At 69.1% G+C, this 16,029-nt stretch carries 16 protein-coding genes; 6 read left to right on the top strand and 10 right to left on the bottom strand.

Features of this window, described 5'->3' with window-relative positions:
* Nucleotides 1-10: 10 nt before the first annotated feature.
* The 5 genes from ABD255_RS07860 to ABD255_RS07840 are packed head-to-tail and all read right to left on the bottom strand — an operon-like array spanning nucleotide 11 to nucleotide 5,734.
* Entirely contained in the window at nucleotides 11-1,597 is a 1,587-nt protein-coding gene (locus ABD255_RS07860) for an acyl-CoA carboxylase subunit beta (protein ID WP_344211378.1), read from the bottom strand.
* Nucleotides 1,594-2,715, bottom strand: coding sequence for an acyl-CoA dehydrogenase family protein (locus tag ABD255_RS07855; protein WP_344211376.1), 1,122 nt, complete (start codon nucleotides 2,713-2,715; stop codon nucleotides 1,594-1,596). The genes ABD255_RS07860 and ABD255_RS07855 overlap by 4 nt, the downstream gene beginning before the upstream one ends.
* Nucleotides 2,712-4,433, bottom strand: a complete 1,722-nt coding sequence (locus ABD255_RS07850) for an acyclic terpene utilization AtuA family protein (RefSeq protein WP_344211374.1) — start codon at nucleotides 4,431-4,433, stop codon at nucleotides 2,712-2,714. Before ABD255_RS07850 ends, ABD255_RS07855 begins: the two co-directional genes overlap by 4 nt.
* On the bottom strand, nucleotides 4,430-5,218 hold the full coding sequence (locus tag ABD255_RS07845) for a TIGR03084 family metal-binding protein (RefSeq protein WP_344211372.1): 789 nt from the start codon (nucleotides 5,216-5,218) through the stop codon (nucleotides 4,430-4,432). The genes ABD255_RS07850 and ABD255_RS07845 overlap by 4 nt, the downstream gene beginning before the upstream one ends.
* Nucleotides 5,219-5,278: 60 nt before the next feature.
* Nucleotides 5,279-5,734 (bottom strand): NUDIX domain-containing protein, encoded by a 456-nt coding sequence (locus ABD255_RS07840; RefSeq protein WP_344211370.1) that lies wholly within the window; start codon nucleotides 5,732-5,734, stop codon nucleotides 5,279-5,281.
* Between the two features lie 72 nt (nucleotides 5,735-5,806).
* Between ABD255_RS07840 and ABD255_RS07835 the strand changes: the two genes are divergently transcribed.
* Nucleotides 5,807-6,547, top strand: a complete 741-nt coding sequence (locus tag ABD255_RS07835; protein WP_344211368.1) for a GntR family transcriptional regulator — start codon at nucleotides 5,807-5,809, stop codon at nucleotides 6,545-6,547.
* Here ABD255_RS07835 and ABD255_RS07830 read toward each other — a convergent pair.
* A complete protein-coding gene (locus tag ABD255_RS07830; protein WP_344211366.1) occupies nucleotides 6,522-6,992 on the bottom strand; it encodes a MarR family winged helix-turn-helix transcriptional regulator in 471 nt (156 codons plus the stop codon). The genes ABD255_RS07835 and ABD255_RS07830 overlap by 26 nt on opposite strands.
* Nucleotides 6,993-7,169: 177 nt before the next feature.
* On the opposite strand from ABD255_RS07830, the gene ABD255_RS07825 reads away from it, so the two are divergent.
* Nucleotides 7,170-7,565 (top strand): hypothetical protein, encoded by a 396-nt coding sequence (locus ABD255_RS07825; RefSeq protein WP_344211364.1) that lies wholly within the window; start codon nucleotides 7,170-7,172, stop codon nucleotides 7,563-7,565.
* A gap of 41 nt (nucleotides 7,566-7,606) precedes the next feature.
* Here the strand turns inward: ABD255_RS07825 and ABD255_RS07820 are convergent, their stop codons facing one another.
* On the bottom strand, nucleotides 7,607-8,050 hold the full coding sequence (locus ABD255_RS07820) for an SRPBCC family protein (RefSeq protein ID WP_344211362.1): 444 nt from the start codon (nucleotides 8,048-8,050) through the stop codon (nucleotides 7,607-7,609).
* 55 nt (nucleotides 8,051-8,105) lie between these two features.
* Here ABD255_RS07820 and ABD255_RS07815 point away from each other — a divergent pair, with 55 nt between their 5' ends.
* The gene (locus ABD255_RS07815) at nucleotides 8,106-9,770 is read left to right on the top strand and encodes an amidohydrolase (protein ID WP_344211360.1); all 1,665 of its coding nucleotides are present in this window, start codon (nucleotides 8,106-8,108) and stop codon (nucleotides 9,768-9,770) included.
* An 84-nt stretch (nucleotides 9,771-9,854) separates the two neighbouring features.
* Here ABD255_RS07815 and ABD255_RS07810 read toward each other — a convergent pair whose 3' ends face one another.
* Nucleotides 9,855-10,685, bottom strand: coding sequence for an LLM class flavin-dependent oxidoreductase (locus ABD255_RS07810; protein ID WP_344211358.1), 831 nt, complete (start codon nucleotides 10,683-10,685; stop codon nucleotides 9,855-9,857).
* A 145-nt stretch (nucleotides 10,686-10,830) separates the two neighbouring features.
* On the opposite strand from ABD255_RS07810, the gene ABD255_RS07805 reads away from it, so the two are divergent.
* The 3 genes from ABD255_RS07805 to ABD255_RS07795 are packed head-to-tail and all read left to right on the top strand — an operon-like array spanning nucleotide 10,831 to nucleotide 13,695.
* Nucleotides 10,831-11,718, top strand: a complete 888-nt coding sequence (locus ABD255_RS07805) for an N-acetylglucosamine kinase (RefSeq protein ID WP_344211356.1) — start codon at nucleotides 10,831-10,833, stop codon at nucleotides 11,716-11,718.
* The gene (locus ABD255_RS07800) at nucleotides 11,715-12,404 is read left to right on the top strand and encodes an N-acetylmannosamine-6-phosphate 2-epimerase (protein WP_344211354.1); all 690 of its coding nucleotides are present in this window, start codon (nucleotides 11,715-11,717) and stop codon (nucleotides 12,402-12,404) included. The genes ABD255_RS07805 and ABD255_RS07800 overlap by 4 nt, the downstream gene beginning before the upstream one ends.
* 43 nt (nucleotides 12,405-12,447) lie before the next feature.
* Nucleotides 12,448-13,695: a neutral/alkaline non-lysosomal ceramidase N-terminal domain-containing protein gene (locus ABD255_RS07795; RefSeq protein WP_344211352.1), complete on the top strand. Its 1,248-nt coding sequence runs from the start codon at nucleotides 12,448-12,450 to the stop codon at nucleotides 13,693-13,695.
* Nucleotides 13,696-13,724: 29 nt separating this feature from the next.
* Here the strand turns inward: ABD255_RS07795 and ABD255_RS07790 are convergent, their stop codons facing one another.
* Both ABD255_RS07790 and ABD255_RS07785 read right to left on the bottom strand, forming a co-directional pair.
* Nucleotides 13,725-15,299: a molybdopterin-dependent oxidoreductase gene (locus ABD255_RS07790; RefSeq protein ID WP_344211350.1), complete on the bottom strand. Its 1,575-nt coding sequence runs from the start codon at nucleotides 15,297-15,299 to the stop codon at nucleotides 13,725-13,727.
* Between the two features lie 86 nt (nucleotides 15,300-15,385).
* Nucleotides 15,386-15,937 carry a MarR family winged helix-turn-helix transcriptional regulator gene (locus ABD255_RS07785; protein WP_344211348.1) on the bottom strand — a complete coding sequence of 184 codons (552 nt, stop codon included), beginning with the start codon at nucleotides 15,935-15,937 and terminating at the stop codon, nucleotides 15,386-15,388.
* Between the last annotated feature and the right edge of the window lie 92 nt (nucleotides 15,938-16,029).

The raw sequence follows: 16,029 nt of genomic DNA, 5'->3' as shown, positions 1-16,029 counted from the left end.
GGAGGGGACGTCAAATCCTGAAGACGCCGAAGTTGGCGCCGTCGAAGCGGGTTCCCTCGACCGGGGCCGAGTGGATGGCGGACAGGCACAGGCCGAGTACGGTGCGGGTGTCGCGCGGGTCGATCACGCCGTCGTCATAGAGCCGGCCGGACAGGAACATCGGCAGCGACTCCGCCTCGATCTGACCTTCGACATAGGCCCTCATCGCGGCGTCACCGTCCTCGTCGTACGGCTGGTTCTTCGCGGCCGCGGCGGCCCGCGCCACGATCGACAACACCCCGGCGAGCTGCTGCGGGCCCATCACCGCGGACTTCGCCGACGGCCACGCGAACAGGAACCGCGGATCGAAGGCGCGCCCGCACATCCCGTAGTGCCCGGCCCCGTAGGACGCGCCCATCAGGATCGAGATGTGCGGCACCTTCGAGTTCGACACCGCGTTGATCATCTGCGCGCCGTGCTTGATGATCCCGCCCTGCTCGTACTCCTGACCGACCATGTACCCCGTCGTGTTGTGCAGGAAGATCAGCGGCGTGTTCGCGCGGTTCGCCAGTTGGATGAACTGAGCCGCCTTCTGCGACTCCTCGCTGAAGAGCACACCCCGCGCGTTCGCCAGTACGCCGACCGGATACCCGTGCACCGACGCCCAGCCGGTCGCGAGCGAGGACCCGTACAACGGCTTGAACTCGTCGAACACCGACCCGTCCACCACCCGGGCGATCACGTCCCGCGGGTCGAACGGAATCTTCAGATCGCCCGGCACGATCCCGAGCAGTTCCTCCGTGTCGTGCAAGGGCTCCTCGTACTGCGCTGCCGGCGCCGGCCCGAGCTTCTTCCAGTTCAGCCGGGACACGATCTGCCGCCCGAGCCGGATCGCGTCCCGCTCGTCCACGGCGAAGTAGTCCGCCAGCCCCGACGTCCGGGCGTGCATCGAGGCGCCGCCGAGCGACTCGTCGTCCGCGTCCTCGCCGGTCGCCATCTTCACCAGCGGCGGCCCGGCCAGGAACACCTTCGCGCCGCCGTCGACCATCACCACGTAGTCGCTCATGCCCGGGATGTACGCGCCGCCCGCGGTGGAGTTGCCGAAAACCAGCGCGATCGTCGGGATCCCCTCCGCCGACAACCGGGTCAGGTTCCGGAACATCGCCCCGCCGGGGATGAAGATCTCCTTCTGCGTCGGCAGATCCGCGCCCCCGGACTCGACCAGGCTGATCACCGGCAGCCGGTTCGCCCGGGCGATCTCGTCCGACCTCAGGGCCTTGCGCAGCGTCCACGGATTGCTCGCGCCGCCTTTGACGGTCGGGTCGTTCGCGGTGATCAGGCACTCGACGCCTTCCACCACGCCGATTCCGGTGACCAGGCTCGCCCCGACGGTGAAGTCGCTGCCCCAGCCCGCGAGCGGGGACAGCTCCAGGAACGCGGTGTCGGGATCCAGCAACAACTCGATCCGCTCCCGGGCTAGCAGCTTGCCGCGCTTGTGGTGCCGCTCGACGTACTTCTCCCCACCGCCTGCCAGCGCCTTGTGATGCTCGGCTTCCAGCGCCGCGAGCTTCTCCAGCATCGCCTCACGATTGCCAAGCGAGTTGTCCGTGACTGTCATGCGGTGAACCCCAGTCGTCTGGCTGCCAAGTTCGTCATGATCTCCGTCGTGCCGCCGCCGATCGCGAGGATCCTTTGGTCGCGGTACTGGCGCTCCACCTCGGCCTCGCGCATGTACCCGAAGCCGCCGTGCAACTGCAGCGCCTGGTCGCAAACCCACGCGCCGGCCTCGACTGCGGTGTTCTTCGCGAAGCACACCTCCGCGATGACGTCCTCGCCCGCCTCGGCCCGGCGAACCACCTCGTGCACGTAGACCCGGGCGACGTCGATCCGCCGGGCCATCTCAGTCAGCGTGTGCTGCACGGTCTGCCGCGAGATCAGCGGCCGCCCGAAGGTCTCCCGCGCCCGGCACCACCCGACGGTGAGATCCAGCGCGCGTTGCGCACCGGCGTACGCCTGCACTGCGAGCGTCAATCGCTCAGCCACGAAGTTCTGCGCGAGCTGGACGAAACCCGACCCCGCTACGCCGACCAGGTTCGCCGCCGGAACTCGTACGTCGGTGAACGACAACTCGGCCGTGTCCGAGCAGAGCCAGCCCATCTTCTCCAGCTTGCGAGACACCTCGAAGCCGGGCGTCCCGCGCTCGATCACGAGCAGGGAGATCCCGTGAGCGCCCGGCCCGTCGGTGCGGACCGCGGTGGTGACGAAGTCGGCGCGGCACCCGGAGGTGATGTAGGTCTTCGTGCCGTTGACGATGAAGTGGTCGCCGTCGCGGCGGGCCGTAGTACGGAGGGAGGCGACGTCGGATCCGCCGTCGGGTTCGGTGATCGCCAACGAGCCGATCAGCTCGCCCGCCAGCGTCGGACGGACCCATCGCGCGAGCTGGTCTTCATTGCCCGCAGCAACAATATGTGGAAGGGCGATACCGCAGGTCAGCAGTGACGCGACCAGTCCGCCGGAACCGCCCGCGTAGTGCATCTCCTCGACCACGGCGATCGCGTCGGCGAGTGATCCGCCGCCTCCGCCGACCGCCTCGGGGAAGGCGACCCCGAGCAGGCCGATCGCGCCGGCCTTCTTGTGCAGCTCGCGCGGCAGTTCGCCGTCCCGCTCCCACCGGTCGAGGTTGGGCAGCACCTCCGCGCTCATGAACCGCCGCACGCTGTCCCGGTAGTCGCTCACAGCAGCACCTCCGGTACGTCGATGTACCGCGAGCGCAGCCATTCCCCGACCGCCTTCGCCTGCGGGTCGAACCGCGCCTGCGACGCGACCCCCTCGCCGAGCAGCCCGCTGACGACGAAGTTCAGCGCCCACAGGTTCGGCAGTACGTGCCGCGTGACCGGAAGGCCGGCCGTCTCCGGCAGCAGTTCCTGGAACTTCTCGACCGTCAACGTGTGCGCGAACCACCGCCAGGCCGTCTCGCTTCGGACCCACACCCCGACGTTCGCGTCGCCGCCCTTGTCACCGCTGCGCGCTCCGGCCACCCGGCCCAGCGGCACCTCCCTGGTCACCGACCTCGCAGGCCGGCCCGCGGCGACCAGTTGCGGCAGCGGCATCGGGAGAGTCCCGCCATCCGTGGGCTCCAGTTCCTGCGTCTCGTCCGCCGGCGTGATCACCTTGCGCGTGCCATCCGGCAGTACGACGACGTGCTCCACCTCGCGCGCGTCGACGTATCCCGCCGTGAACACCCCGTACGGCGAGGCGTCCTCGGGCGGAGCCGTCACGTGGAAGCCCGGGTAGCTCGCCAGCGCCAGCTCGATCGCCGCACCCGAGAACGCCCGGCCGACCACCTTCGGATCGGGATCCTTCACCGTGCACTTGAGGAAGACGCTCGCCTGCTCCTCGGTCTCCGCGTTCGGTGTCTCGGTCCACGCCAGCGACCACTTCAGCTCGGCCGGCTTCTTCCGCAGCCCTTGCTCGAGCTGCTGCTGGACCAGCTCCGCCTTCGCCTCCAGGTCGAGCCCGGTGAGCACGAAGTCCACCTCGTTGCGGAACCCGCCCACAGTGTTCAGCGACACCTTGTACGTCGGCGGAGGTGGCTCGCCCTCGACGCCCGAGATCCGCACCCGGTCCGGGCCGTCCTGGCTCAGCTCGACAGAGTCCATCCGCGCGGTGACGTCCGGACCGGCGTACCGGGCACCGGTGATCTCGTAGAGCAGTTGCGCCTTGACCGTGTCGATCGTGACGGCGCCACCGGTGGTGTCGTGCTTGGTGATCACGCTGCTGCCGTCCGCGTGGATCTCCGCGATCGGGAATCCCGGCCGGCCGAGGTCGCGGATCTCGTTGAAGAACGCGTAGTTGCCGCCGGTCGCCTGGCAGCCGCACTCGATCACGTGCCCGGCGACCACCGCGCCCGCGAGTTCGTCGTACTGGTCGCGGCGCCAGCCGTGGTACGCGGCGGCCGGCCCGACGATGACGGAGGCGTCGGTAACGCGCCCGGTGACGACCACGTCCGCGCCCGCGTTGAGCGCTTCGGCGATTCCCCAGGCGCCGAGGTACGCGTTCGCCGTCAACGGCCGGCCGAGCTCGAGCTCTTTCACTCTCGGGAGCAGGTCGTCGCCTTCGACGTACGCGATCTCCGGGTGCAGCCCGAGCTTGTCCGCCACCTCCTGAATCGCCGCGGCGAGCCCAGCGGGGTTCAACCCACCCGCGTTGCTGACCACCTTGATGCCACGATCCAGCGCCTCCCCAAGCCCTTCTTCGAGTTGCCTGAGAAACGTCTTCGCATACCCGAGCGACGGATCCTTCAGCCGATCCCGCCCGAGAATCAGCATCGTCAGCTCAGCCAGGTAGTCCCCGGTCACCACATCCAGCGGCCCCCCGGTCACCATCTCCCGGAACGCACTGAACCGATCCCCGTAGAACCCCGAGGCGTTCCCAATCCGAATCGGCGCGGTCATCCGAACTGCCCTCGCTCCCGACCCTGACCAGGCAGACCGGCGAAGGCTTGGATGATTCCCAGCCATTCAGCTGCCTCGGCGCCGTGCGCCTGGACATCCAAGTCAGCTCGATGCCGCCGCTGGGTGGCCAGCAAACAGAAGTCCAGCGCCGACCCACTCACCTTCTGCTCGGCGTCCTCCGGCCCCCAAGTCCACAGCTCCCCACCAGGCCCCCGCAGTTCGACGTGGAACGCCTCCGACGGCGGCTGCCGATCATTCAGCAAATACGAGAAATCCCGAGTCCGCACCGCCAGATGCGCCACATGCCGCAGCCGAGCAGTCGGCTCACGCCTGATGCCTAGCGCATCCACCACGTCCTGCCCATGCGCCCACGTCTCCATCAACCGCGCGGTCGCCATCGAGGTAGGACTCATCGGCGGCCCGAACCACGCGATCTTCTCCCCGGCAGGCACCCCGCGCAGTGCGTCCGCGAGCTCAGCCCGGGTCTGCCGCCAGTACGTCAGCAACTCAGTAGGCGGCAAGGCGGCAGTCTCCGCAGCACCGTCATCCACGAACCCGGCCGGATTCTCCACAGCCTTCTGCAGTTCGACCTTGAACTCCTCCGGTTCCGCCGCGGCCATCCGAGCAGCCTCATCGGTCCAGGCAAGATGCGCGATCTGATGCGCGATCGTCCACCCCTCGGCCGGCGTAGGCGTCGCCCACCCGTCCGCCGGAAGCCCACCCACGAGCAGATCGAGCTCAAGACTCTCCGCACCCAGATCAGCAAGCACATCGTCCAGTCGCACGCACGGACTCCTCTGCTACAGCAGTAAGTCGTCCGAGCCTCCCACCCCGCCCAAAAAGAATCAAGCCTGCTTGTTTTTATTTTCCGGCAGGATCGAGGCCAGCGCGACATCGACGATGTCGGCCCGTGGAGCCAGCGACCACGCCTCGACGAGTGGCGCCCACCGCGCGAAGGCCGTCGTTCCCCCCACCTCGATGGTGCCCAGCGATCCGCCCGTCACCTCGGCAGCGAAGATCACCCGGACGGACTTGTACGGACGGCTGCCGCGCCTGCTGGTTGGTTTCGTGAAGTGGTCCGTGGCAAGCGGCCTGCCAACCTCGACCGTGTACCCGGTCTCCTCCAGCACCTCACGCACTACGGCCTGCTGTAGTGACTCCTCGTACTCCACGCCTCCGCCCGGCATCGACCAGCAGGCGGGCGAGTGTTCACCGCCGACGAACCAGGTCAGAAGGATTCGGTCGTCGACGACGATCAACGCGTACGCCGCAAGCCGGGTGTCGTACTCGGTGAACTCCACCGGCCGAGGGTAGCGATTCCATGACGGTCGAAGAGTCCGTCGGGAGACCCTTGCGGGTGTTAGGGAAGAGGTATGCACAGTTCGCTTCCGGGCAAGGCTGCGGAGGTGCGAGTGCTGTTGCTCAGCCTGATCGACGGATTGCCTGAGGGGTCCGTGTTGCCGCCTGAGCGGGAGTTGTCGGCTCGGTGGAGCGTCGCGCGGATGACCCTGCGCCGCGCGGTCGACGAACTGGTGATCGAGGAACTGCTGATCCGCCGCCACGGCAGCGGCACCTACACCGCCCGGCCGAAGGTGGCGAAGTGGCTCGGCATGATGGGGTTCTCCGAGAACATCCGCCGCCGCGGCATGCAGCCGGGCAGCAAGATGCTGGAGTTCCGCCGGCGCAAGGCCGAGCGCGCGGTGGCTCGCAGGCTGCGGATCCCGTTCGGCGATCCGGTCCTCACCTTCACCCGGCTCCGGCTGGCCGACGACCTGCCGATGGTGGTCGAGCGGACCACCTTGCCCAGCAGTTACGTCCCGGGCCTGGAGGCGGACGACCTCGGCGGCTCGCTCTACGAACTCCTCACCGATCGCTACGGCATCGAACTGGTCAGTGGTACGTCGAAGCTGGAGCCGGTGCTGCCGGACGCGAAGACGGCCGAGTGGCTCGACATCCCCGCGACCCAGCCCTGCCTGGCGCTGCACGGCGTCAGCTTCGACCGGCGCGAGCGCGTCTTCGAGTACACCTCGGGCGTCTATCGCGGCGACCGCTACGCCTTCACCGCCGAACTCCGGATGACGCCGACGGTCAGGGCCGACGCGAAAGGTCTCTAGCCCGCTGGTTCTCCACGACATCCATGAAGGCGGTCTTGAACGCCGCATAGGTGTCGCGCCCGAGCCGGCGCGCGTGCCGCTCCTGCATCGCCGCCATGATCTTGTCGGCGGCAACCATCTCCGCCCGGCCGCGCTCGGTCGGGCAGACCAGCTTGGCCCGCCGGTCGGCCGGATCCGGCAGCCGCTCGACGTAGCCCAGCGTCTCCAGTTCGTCGATCATCGTGCCGATCACCTGCTTGTGCTGCCCGGACATCCGGGACAGGTCGGTGGCCCGCACCCCGTCCACCTCGAGGTACGCCAGTACTGCGCCGTGCCGCGGGTGCAGGTCGTCGAAGCCGAGCTCCGCCAGCGAGCCGAACAACTCGCGCTGCACCGCGAAGAGCAACTGCCCGGCGAGCACGCCGAGATCCGGATTGGTCTCGCGCCGGTCGGCCCTGGTGGCCACTCGCGACCTCCTCAGCGGGGATCAAAGATAGTCACTAAAGATGACTAACGTAGTCCGCGGCCCGGGCCCGAGGCAAACACCCGGGAGACCCCCCGCTCGCCCGTTGGCCTGGTTTGTTGTCAGTCCGAGACCAAGCTGAAGCACTCCGGAGGGCAGCTCCGGACTTAGCCTGGGGATATGGCCACCTACGGGGGTGACTCCAGCGGTCAGGGGCTGCAGGCACTGATCGACAGCTCGCCGGCGCCGCGCGCGCATACCTCGGTCGCTGCCGAGACAGCGCTCGTCTGCGGCCTCGGCGCGGTGCTCACAGCGCCGTTCTCGATCCTCTTCGGTGTCGCCGCGGTGCTCGGCACGGTGGCCGTCCTCAGCGGCATGATCGGACTGATCACCACGCACCGGCCCGATGTCGCCGGCAGCGCGTTGACCGCGTTCGGCGCCTGCCTCGGCGGGTTCGCGATCGCCTTGATCGGGGTTCGCTATCTCGGCCTGGACTCGGCGTTCGGCGACCAACTCGTTCCCTGGGTCGCCGACCAGTTGCAGCACTGGAACACCAAACTCCCCCAACCGCGCTGATCCTGCGGACCCTGGTCGCTCAGCTGGTCGCTGAGCTGGTCTCAAGCGCGGGATTCGAGCAGCGACTTCAGTCGAGCGAGGTCCTTCTGGTTGGCGCGGCGCATAGCGGCTGACATCAGCGGCGCGGCAACCCCGGCGAACCCGGACGGCTCGCCCCGATTCCGCAAGGTCATCCGAGTCGCCGCCTCACCGGCAGCCGTCCACTGGTAGCTGGTCTCCATCGGAAACGGTCCCTGAGCGGTCCGCATCACCAGCCGTTCCAGCGGCACCAACTCGACCACCTCGTAGGTGTAGGCGAGCCTGCGCCCGAGGAAGTGCGCCACGAAATCCATCCGCGATCCCACCGCCACGGGCGGCGAGGTCAGCCATTTCACCGACTCGATGTTGGAGTACCACTCGGGCGCGTGGGACGGATCCCCGACGTACTCCGCCACCTCTTGCAGCGGCCGGTCGATCAGGGTCTCGGTCATCACGTCAACGGCCATCGGGCATCCCGCGGGTAGGTTCAGCAAGCAAGCCGTACTACGAGGAGGTTGTCCCGTGGACACCGTGTTCGTCAACGGTTCGGTTTTCGACGGCGCCAGCCATCGACCCGGCCTGTCCGTCGGAGTCCGGGCCGGCCGGATCGCCGCCGTCGGGGCGGACCTGACCGAGCTGACGGGACCCCGGACCGAGGTCGTCGACCTGGCCGGCGGTCTGCTGGTCCCAGGTTTCGTCGACGCCCACGTGCATCCCGTCCAGGGCGGCCTCGAGCGGGCCCGCTGCGACCTCTCCCCGATCTCCGGCCGCGAGGCCTATCTCAGCACGATCACCGCGTACGCCGCCGCGCATCCCGAGGTCGAGTGGATCCTCGGCGGCGGCTGGCACCAGCCCGACTTCCCCGGCGGAACCCCGCTCGCGGCCGACCTCGACCTCGCCGTCAGCGATCGCCCGGCCCTGCTGGTCAACGCCGACCACCACGGTGCCTGGGTCAACTCGCGAGCGCTCGAACTCGCCGGCGTCGACGCGAGTACCCCGGACCCGCCGGACGGCCGGATCGAACGCGGCCCCGACGGCTCCCCGACCGGCACGTTGCACGAGGGAGCGATGGAACTGGTCGGCCGGCTGGTCCCGGAGACCACCCACGCGGAGCAGGTCGCCGCCCTGGTCGATGCGCAGGCGTACCTCCACTCGTTCGGCATCACCGGCTGGCAGGACGCGATCCTCGGCGAGTACGTGGGCCTGACGGACGCGACCCCGGCGTACGTCGAACTGGCCCGCGACGGGCGGCTCACCGCGCGGGTGGTCGGCGCGCTCTGGTGGCAGCGCGAGTTCGGCGCCGAGCAGATCCCCGGGCTGCTGGCACGCCGGGAGGCCTTGCAGTACGAGCGGTTCCGGATCGCCAGCGTGAAGATCATGCAGGACGGCATCGCCGAGAACTTCACCGCCGGAATGCTCGATCCCTACTGTACGAATTCTGACCCCGTCCCACCGGCCCGGTCAGGTGACGGCTGCGGTTGCCGTACCGGGAACGCGGGCCTGTCCTTCGTCGACCCGATCGCCCTGCGGGAGCACGTCACGTCGCTCGACGCCGCAGGGTTCCAGGTCCACGTGCACGCGATCGGGGACCGGGCCGTCCGTGAGGCGCTGGACGCGTTCGAGGCTGCCCGCGCGGCGAACGGCGACAGCGATCTGCGCCACCACATCGCCCACCTGCAGGTCATCCACCCCGACGATGTCGGCCGGTTCGCCGCGCTCGGGGTCGCGGCGAACATGCAGGCGTTGTGGGCGGTGTACGAGCGGCAGATGGTCGATCTCACGATCCCGTTCCTCGGGCCGGAACGGACCACCTGGCAGTACCGGTTCGGGGATCTGGCTCGCTCGGGTGCGCGGCTCGTGGCCGGCTCCGACTGGCCCGTCTCGACGCCGGACCCGCTGGCCGCAGTACATGTGGCGGTGAACCGGCGGGCTCCGGCCGAGCACGCGGATGGAGAGTACGAAGCATTCCTGCCGGAGCAGGCGCTCGATCTTGCGACCGCGCTGGCGGCGTACACGTCGGGTAGTGCGTGGGTGAACCACGCCGACGACACGGGCCGGATCGAGGTCGGCGCCCTCGCCGACCTGGCCGTCCTCGACCGCGACCCGTTCACCGGACCCGCCGAGGAGATCGCGGCGGCCCGGGTCCAGGCAACCTACGTAGAAGGAAAGGCCGTCTTCGGCGGGTGATCCGGCGGCCCAGTTCACGGCGCCGAGCCGGCGATCCGCGCGAGCGGAACTCGGCCGCGCGTCTCGGCGGGCCGAGCGCACCCCTCAGCGGTAGGTGTCGAGCTTGGCGGCGATCTTCTCGAAGACGGCTTGCTCGTGCTCCTTCGGGGCGTAGACCACCAGTTCGTCGAAGCCGACGCCGCGGTAGCGCTCGACCAGCCGGGCGAACCCGTCCTCCGACGCCCACGGGTTGATCTGCCCGTAGGCGAGCAGAATCCGCCGGATCTCGCGGCCGCCGAGCAACTCGTCGAGCACCTCGATCCGCTGCACGGACGCCTCGTAGAACTCGACCTCCGACGCGGCACCGGGGAACGTCACCCACCCGTCGCCGTGCGCCGCGACCACGGCCAGCGCCCGGGGAGCGTTCGCCGCCACGATCAGCGGCAACCGCTCCTGCACGGTGCCCGGCGTCATCGCGGCCTGGGTGTACGGGTAGAGCGGCCCGTCGTGATCGGTGACGTCACCCGACAGCAGCCGGTCGACGATCGCCACGAACTCGGCCAGCCGGTCGGTTCGCTCGCGCGTCGTCCAGACCGGCGTACCGGCCATGCCGTGGTCGGTCGGCCAGACGCCGGAGCCGATGCCGAGGTCGAACCGGCCGCCGGAGACGTGGTCCATCGTGGTCGCCTGCTTGGCCAGCACGGTCGGGTGCCGGAACACCATGTTCGCGATCAGCAGCCCGACCCGGATCCGGGTCGTGATCGCCGCCCAGCCGGTGACGACGGTCGGCCCGTCGTGCACCGGAATCGCGGGATCACGCGGATTACGCAGGTTGTCGCCGGTCCAGAGTCCGTCGAACCCGGCCGTCTCCGCCACCCCCGCCCAGTGCACAGCGTCGTCCCACCCCGCCGGATTCACCTTCAGCCCGAACCGCATACAGCCCCCTCACTCAGTTTCCAGCCTGCCACCCGCACCGTACCGGAGCGTGAAAGGCTGAAGTGGTCTACTCGGCTTGCTTTACCCAGCGCGGGCCAGGCAGTCAAAGTAGGCCCATCTCACCCGCTACTACGAGGAGCGCGGCATGACTCGGCTCGCGTTCGACGGTGGTCAGTCGGCCATCAGGCTGCGTGTGCTCCCGGACGGCCGGACCGGCCAGGGACCTGGCTACCGGCATGGCGCGAACAGCCTGCAGGCGACCCTCGACGCGATCCGCTCGGCAGCCGAGCAGGCACGCGTCACAGGTCCGGTGGAGGTCGCCGCTCTCGGGTTGACGGGCTTCCCTCCTGACCTACCGACGGCCGGCAGACTCGCCCGCGACATCGCGGAAACCTTTCAGGCGAAGGAAGTCAGGCTCACACAGGACATGGTCACCGCGCATGCCGGCGCACTGCCCGACGGGTACGGCGTAGTGGTTGCCGCTGGCACCGGCCTGGTCTGCCTGGGGATCGACCGGGATGGTTCGTGGCACAAGATCGACGGGCACGGCTTCCTCTTCGGGGACGCCGGGAGCGCCTTCGCGATCGGCCGCGCGGGTCTGGTCGCAGTACAACGGGACCGGGACGGGCGTGGGCCCGCGACGATGCTTGCGGAGGTCGAGCTGGACCCGGTGACGTTGTACCCGTCGCCGACGCTGGTGGACGACGTGGCCCGATTCGCGCCCGAGGTTTTCCGTTGCGCGGCGGAGAAGGACCCGGTCGCGCAGGACATCGTCGTACGGGCTGCCGGTGACATCGCCGAGACGATCGGTGCGGCGGTTCGGCTGACCGCGGGCGACGGGCAGGTGCCGGTCGCCTGCGTGGGCGGCCTGTTCGACGGCGCAGGTGAACAACTGCTGGAGCCGCTGCGAGCGGTGTTGCCGCGCCGGGCCCAGCTCACCGAGGCCGCCGGCAACTCGCTCGACGGAGCCGCCCGACTGGCCGGCAGCCCACCCGGCCCGTACGCCGATCTGCTGGTGATCCACCGATCATGACGATCTTCGAGCCAGGCACTCTGGTGGTTTCGTGCCAAGCCGGTCCCGGCAATCCGTTCTTCTCGCCCGAGGCGATGGCGCTGATGGCACGAGCAGCACAGGCCGGGGGCGCCGGGGGGATCCGGGCCAACGGTGCGGCCGACGTGGCCGCGATCCGGGCCGTGACGGACCTGCCGATCATCGGGCTGAACAAGGTCGGCGATCCGGACGGGGTGTTCATCACGCCCACGTTCTCCTCGGCCGTCGAGATCGTGGAGGCCGGCGCGGACCTGATCGCGCTCGACGGCACGCTCCGGCCGCGCCCGGACGGAGAGCCGCTCGCTCGGCAGATCCAGCGCATCCACGACGAGCTCGGCGTACCGGTGCTGGCCGATGTCGACAGCCTTGGGGCGGGTCTCGCGGCCCGTGCGGCCGGCGCCGATCTGATCGCGACGACTCTCTCCGGCTACACCGACGGCAGTACTCCGCCCGGCCCCGATAGCGGGTTGGTCAAGCTGCTCGTGGCGGAACTGGACTGCCCGGTTGTCGCCGAAGGCCGCATCCGTACGCCAGAGGACGTCCGCGCCGTGATGGATGCGGGCGCGTACGCCGTCGTGGTCGGCACTGCCATCACCAACCCGATGGACCTCACCGCCCGGCTTGTCGAAGCGATCTCGTCTCCAGAGGTTTGGCGGTCGTCCCCGTGACGCAGGGTTCTGATAGTGCCCACTCCGGACTGGAGCGTTGAAGATGAGTGAGCTGTTGCTGGCCGCGGTGTCCCTCGACGTGACGCCACCACCAGGACACCGGCTGGATGGGTACTCCGCTCGCACGGGCCTGGCCACCGGGACCGCCGATCCGCTCCGCGCCACGATGATCTGGCTCAGCACCGAGGACTCGTCCGGGGTGCTGTGGATGAGCCTGGACGCGATCGCGGTCGGCTCGGAGTTGGTGTCCGAGCTGTCGACGGCTGCCGGGATCGCCGCGGGGATTCCGCCGGAGAACGTGGTGGTGTGCGCCTCGCATACCCACTCCGGGCCGGCCGGGTGGACCGGGCAGATCCACCCGGTGATCCCGGCTGATCGTGAACCCTCGTTGTGTCAGCCGCTGATCGCGGCAGTGGAGTCCGCCGAGCTTCGGCGCCAGCCTGTGCGTGCTTCCTGGCGATCGGTCGAGGTCGTGGGCGTGGGGACCAACCGGCATCGGAAGAACGGCCCGCATGACAACACGGCCGGCGTTCTAACGTTGCACTCGCTGGATGGGACGCTGGCCGCAGTACTGCTGGATTTTGCGTGCCACCCGACGACGTACGGGCCGGACAATTTGCTGTACTCCGCGGACTGGCCCGGCGCCGCCCGTACTGCGATCGGCCCGGACGTGGTGGTCGGATTCATGCAGGGAGCGGCTGGAGATGTCAGTCCACGCTTCACCCGCCAGGGCCGGGGTGCAGCCGAGGTAGAGCGTCTCGGCAGCCTGCTAGCCGCCCGAGTCACCGAGGCCCTGAATGAGCCAGGCCTGGAGCTGCCACCCGTCGCCCCCGCCATCCGCCGTACGACAGTGAGTCTGAAGGTGCGGGACCTCCCGTCCGCACCTGAAGCAGAGCAGATCGTCGCGGCGGCCACTGCCGGAGTACATGGCGGTCTGGACGACCCAGCAGTCCGCATCGCCCAGACCCGCCTGGACGGCGCTCGCGGCCAAGCCCTGATGGCAGGCGCTTCGCTCCCACCCACTCTGGATCTCCCCATCAGCGTGGTGACCCTGGGCTCTGTCGCCTGGGTCCACCTGCCGGTAGAACTCTTCGCCATCTTCGGCGCCTACCTCCAAGCCGACAGCCCTCACCCCATCACCCGAGTGATCGGCTACACCGACGGCTACTTCGGCTACGTGGTCGATCCCGACGCAGCCACCCACGGCACCTACGAAGCCCTCATCACCTACTTCGACCAGCCCACCACCCAGTCCCTCCTGACCGCCGCCACCAACCTCCTGGCCGACTGAATCAGAGCGCGAGTTCGGGCTGGAGGCGGTCAGCCGACCTTGATGTCGACGCTGTGCAGGCCGGTCGAGCCGTTCGGCGCCGGCGGGGCCTGGGACTCGATCTGGGGATTGCCCTGGGCGTCGAAGGCGCGGACCTGGAGCACGTGGTTGCCACGCGGTGCGTCCCAGGTCCAGTGCCACTGCCGCCAGGTGTCGATCGAGGCGTCGGTGGCCAGCTCGGCTTGTTGCCAAGGGCCTCCATCGACGCGGACCTCGACCTTGGACACGCCCACGTGCTGGTCCCAGGCGACCCCGGCCACGGTGACCTGACCCGCTGACGCCTTGGACCGCGGTACGTCGATCCGCGACGACAGCTTGATCGGCCCGAGCTCGGACCACCCCCGCGGCGTCCAGTACGCCTCGAACTGGTCGAACCGGGTCACCTCGATGTCGACCAGCCACTTGGTCGCCGACACGTACCCGTACAGCCCCGGTACGACGATCCGCACCGGGAACCCGTGCTCCACCGGCAGCGGCTGCCCGTTCATCGCGAAGGCGAGCATCGACTGACGGTCGTCCAGCAGCGTGCTCAGCGGCGTACCGGCGGTGAATCCGTCCTTGGAGGTCGACTGAATCGCGTCAGCGTCCTTGGCCGGGCCGGCCTCGGTCAGCAGATCCTTCAGCAGTACGCCGGACCACAGCGCGTTGCCGATCAGGTCACCGCCGACCTCGTTGCTCACGCAGGTCAGCGTGACCCACTTGTGGACCACGCTCCGCTTGAGCAGATCCTCGAAGGACAGGCTGATCTCGCGCTCGACCATCCCGTGGATCCGCAGCTTCCAGTCCGCCGGCATGATCAACGGCACGGACAAGGCGGTGTCGATCCGGTAGAAGTCATCGTTCGGCGTCGCCCACGGCGTGGCACCGGCCGCCTGTACTCCGGCCGGCGGGTCCAGGCTCGGCGGCACCGGAAGTTGGAGTGCGGCGCGAGCGTCCGTCACAGCTGATCGGCGACCACCGACCACCCGGCCGAGGGCTCCAACGGCCACCGTGCCGAGCGCGACTCCCGCAGTGAGTTGGAGGAATCCGCGTCGGCTGACCGCGTCGTCGGGCTGGTCGAGCAGGCCCGACAGGCGGGTGGCGAACATCCTCAGGATGATGAGCGCGACGGCTCCGGCCACGAGCGACGGGACGAATCCGGTCTGGCCGGTGTCGGGACGGGTTGCCGCCGCGATGACGGCGACGCCTGCCAGGACGATGACGACGGCGGCGCCCACCCAGTACCGCCGTACGGCGAGATAGCCGCCGAGAGCGGCGAAGGCGAGCAGCACGGTCAGGATGCCGATCCTGAGCGCGGTCTTGTCGTTGGTCCCGAACAGGGAGATCGCGAGGTCCTTCAACCACGGCGGGACCCGGTCGATGAAGGCCGAACCGATGGCGACGACGGGCGTCTGCCGGGTGCCGAGGAGTGCGGCGGCCACGGATCCGGCCGCCAATCCGGCCAGCGCGGCCAGGATGCCGCCGATCGCCGACCTGAGAATGAGGCCGCGTCGGCCCGGGCGTACGGGAGCGCTGCGATCGGGGCCGTCGAGATCGTGGGGAGACCGGACCAGAGGTTGGTTCACAGCTCAACCATCGCTCGGCGCGACGCCCGGCACCAGCCGGGCGCCGCATCCGTTAGTAGCGGGTAATGCGTTGGAAACGGCGGGGTTCAGATCCGGTCGGAGCCGATCGGGCCGAGGTTGGGCCGGCCGTGCGGCCAGCGACGGGCGTTGTCGCGGACGCGACGGAGCTTGCCGAGGACGAGATCCCGCTCGTCCGCCAGTTGGGACATCCACAGGCTGTCGATCTCCAGGAGGTGGTCCGGCAGCGCTTCGCGCAGCCGCCGCTTGCCCTCCTCCGTGAGAACCGCGAACGACCCACGGGCGTCGTCGGGACAGGGCTCCCGACGCACCAGCCCGAGGTTCTCGGCGCGGTCGACCAGCCGGGTGATGCCGCCGGTGGTGACGGTCAACTCCCGGGCGAGTGAGGTGAGACGCTGCTTCTCCCCGTGGCTGCGGGCAAGCCGCAGCAACAGTTCGAACATTGCCATTTGCAGACCACTGCGCTTGAGGGAATGGCGCATCAGGTGATCGAGTTCGGCTGCTGCTTCACGCAGCAGGCCGTACGCGGTGATCACGTCGCTTTCCCAGGGTTCGGCGGCGCGAGTGGGTTCTGCATCGGCGAGCGCTAGGGGCGAGCAAAGCGAAGGCGCGATGGTCATGCGCGGACTCTATTGGCTGACTAGGTCACTTCGCTACACGGGGTGACCTATCGGCTACAGGTCGAGACGCGATCGATGGCTGATTGAGCGTG

The organism is Kribbella sancticallisti, assembly GCF_039530625.1.
GTDB lineage: Bacteria > Actinomycetota > Actinomycetes > Propionibacteriales > Kribbellaceae > Kribbella > Kribbella sancticallisti.
This window is presented reverse-complemented; position numbering and strand designations above follow the sequence as displayed.

What these genes read in the sequence shown, in the direction of transcription:
- ABD255_RS07860 (WP_344211378.1), bottom strand. Translation starts at nt 1,597, where the DNA reads ATGACAGTCACGGACAACTCGCTTGGCAATCGTGAGGCGATGCTGGAG.
- ABD255_RS07850 (WP_344211374.1), bottom strand. Translation starts at nt 4,433, where the DNA reads ATGACCGCGCCGATTCGGATTGGGAACGCCTCGGGGTTCTACGGGGAT.
- ABD255_RS07835 (WP_344211368.1), top strand. Translation starts at nt 5,807, where the DNA reads ATGCACAGTTCGCTTCCGGGCAAGGCTGCGGAGGTGCGAGTGCTGTTG.
- ABD255_RS07825 (WP_344211364.1), top strand. Translation starts at nt 7,170, where the DNA reads ATGGCCACCTACGGGGGTGACTCCAGCGGTCAGGGGCTGCAGGCACTG.
- ABD255_RS07820 (WP_344211362.1), bottom strand. Translation starts at nt 8,050, where the DNA reads ATGGCCGTTGACGTGATGACCGAGACCCTGATCGACCGGCCGCTGCAA.
- ABD255_RS07810 (WP_344211358.1), bottom strand. Translation starts at nt 10,685, where the DNA reads ATGCGGTTCGGGCTGAAGGTGAATCCGGCGGGGTGGGACGACGCTGTG.
- ABD255_RS07805 (WP_344211356.1), top strand. Translation starts at nt 10,831, where the DNA reads ATGACTCGGCTCGCGTTCGACGGTGGTCAGTCGGCCATCAGGCTGCGT.
- ABD255_RS07800 (WP_344211354.1), top strand. Translation starts at nt 11,715, where the DNA reads ATGACGATCTTCGAGCCAGGCACTCTGGTGGTTTCGTGCCAAGCCGGT.
- ABD255_RS07795 (WP_344211352.1), top strand. Translation starts at nt 12,448, where the DNA reads ATGAGTGAGCTGTTGCTGGCCGCGGTGTCCCTCGACGTGACGCCACCA.
- ABD255_RS07785 (WP_344211348.1), bottom strand. Translation starts at nt 15,937, where the DNA reads ATGACCATCGCGCCTTCGCTTTGCTCGCCCCTAGCGCTCGCCGATGCA.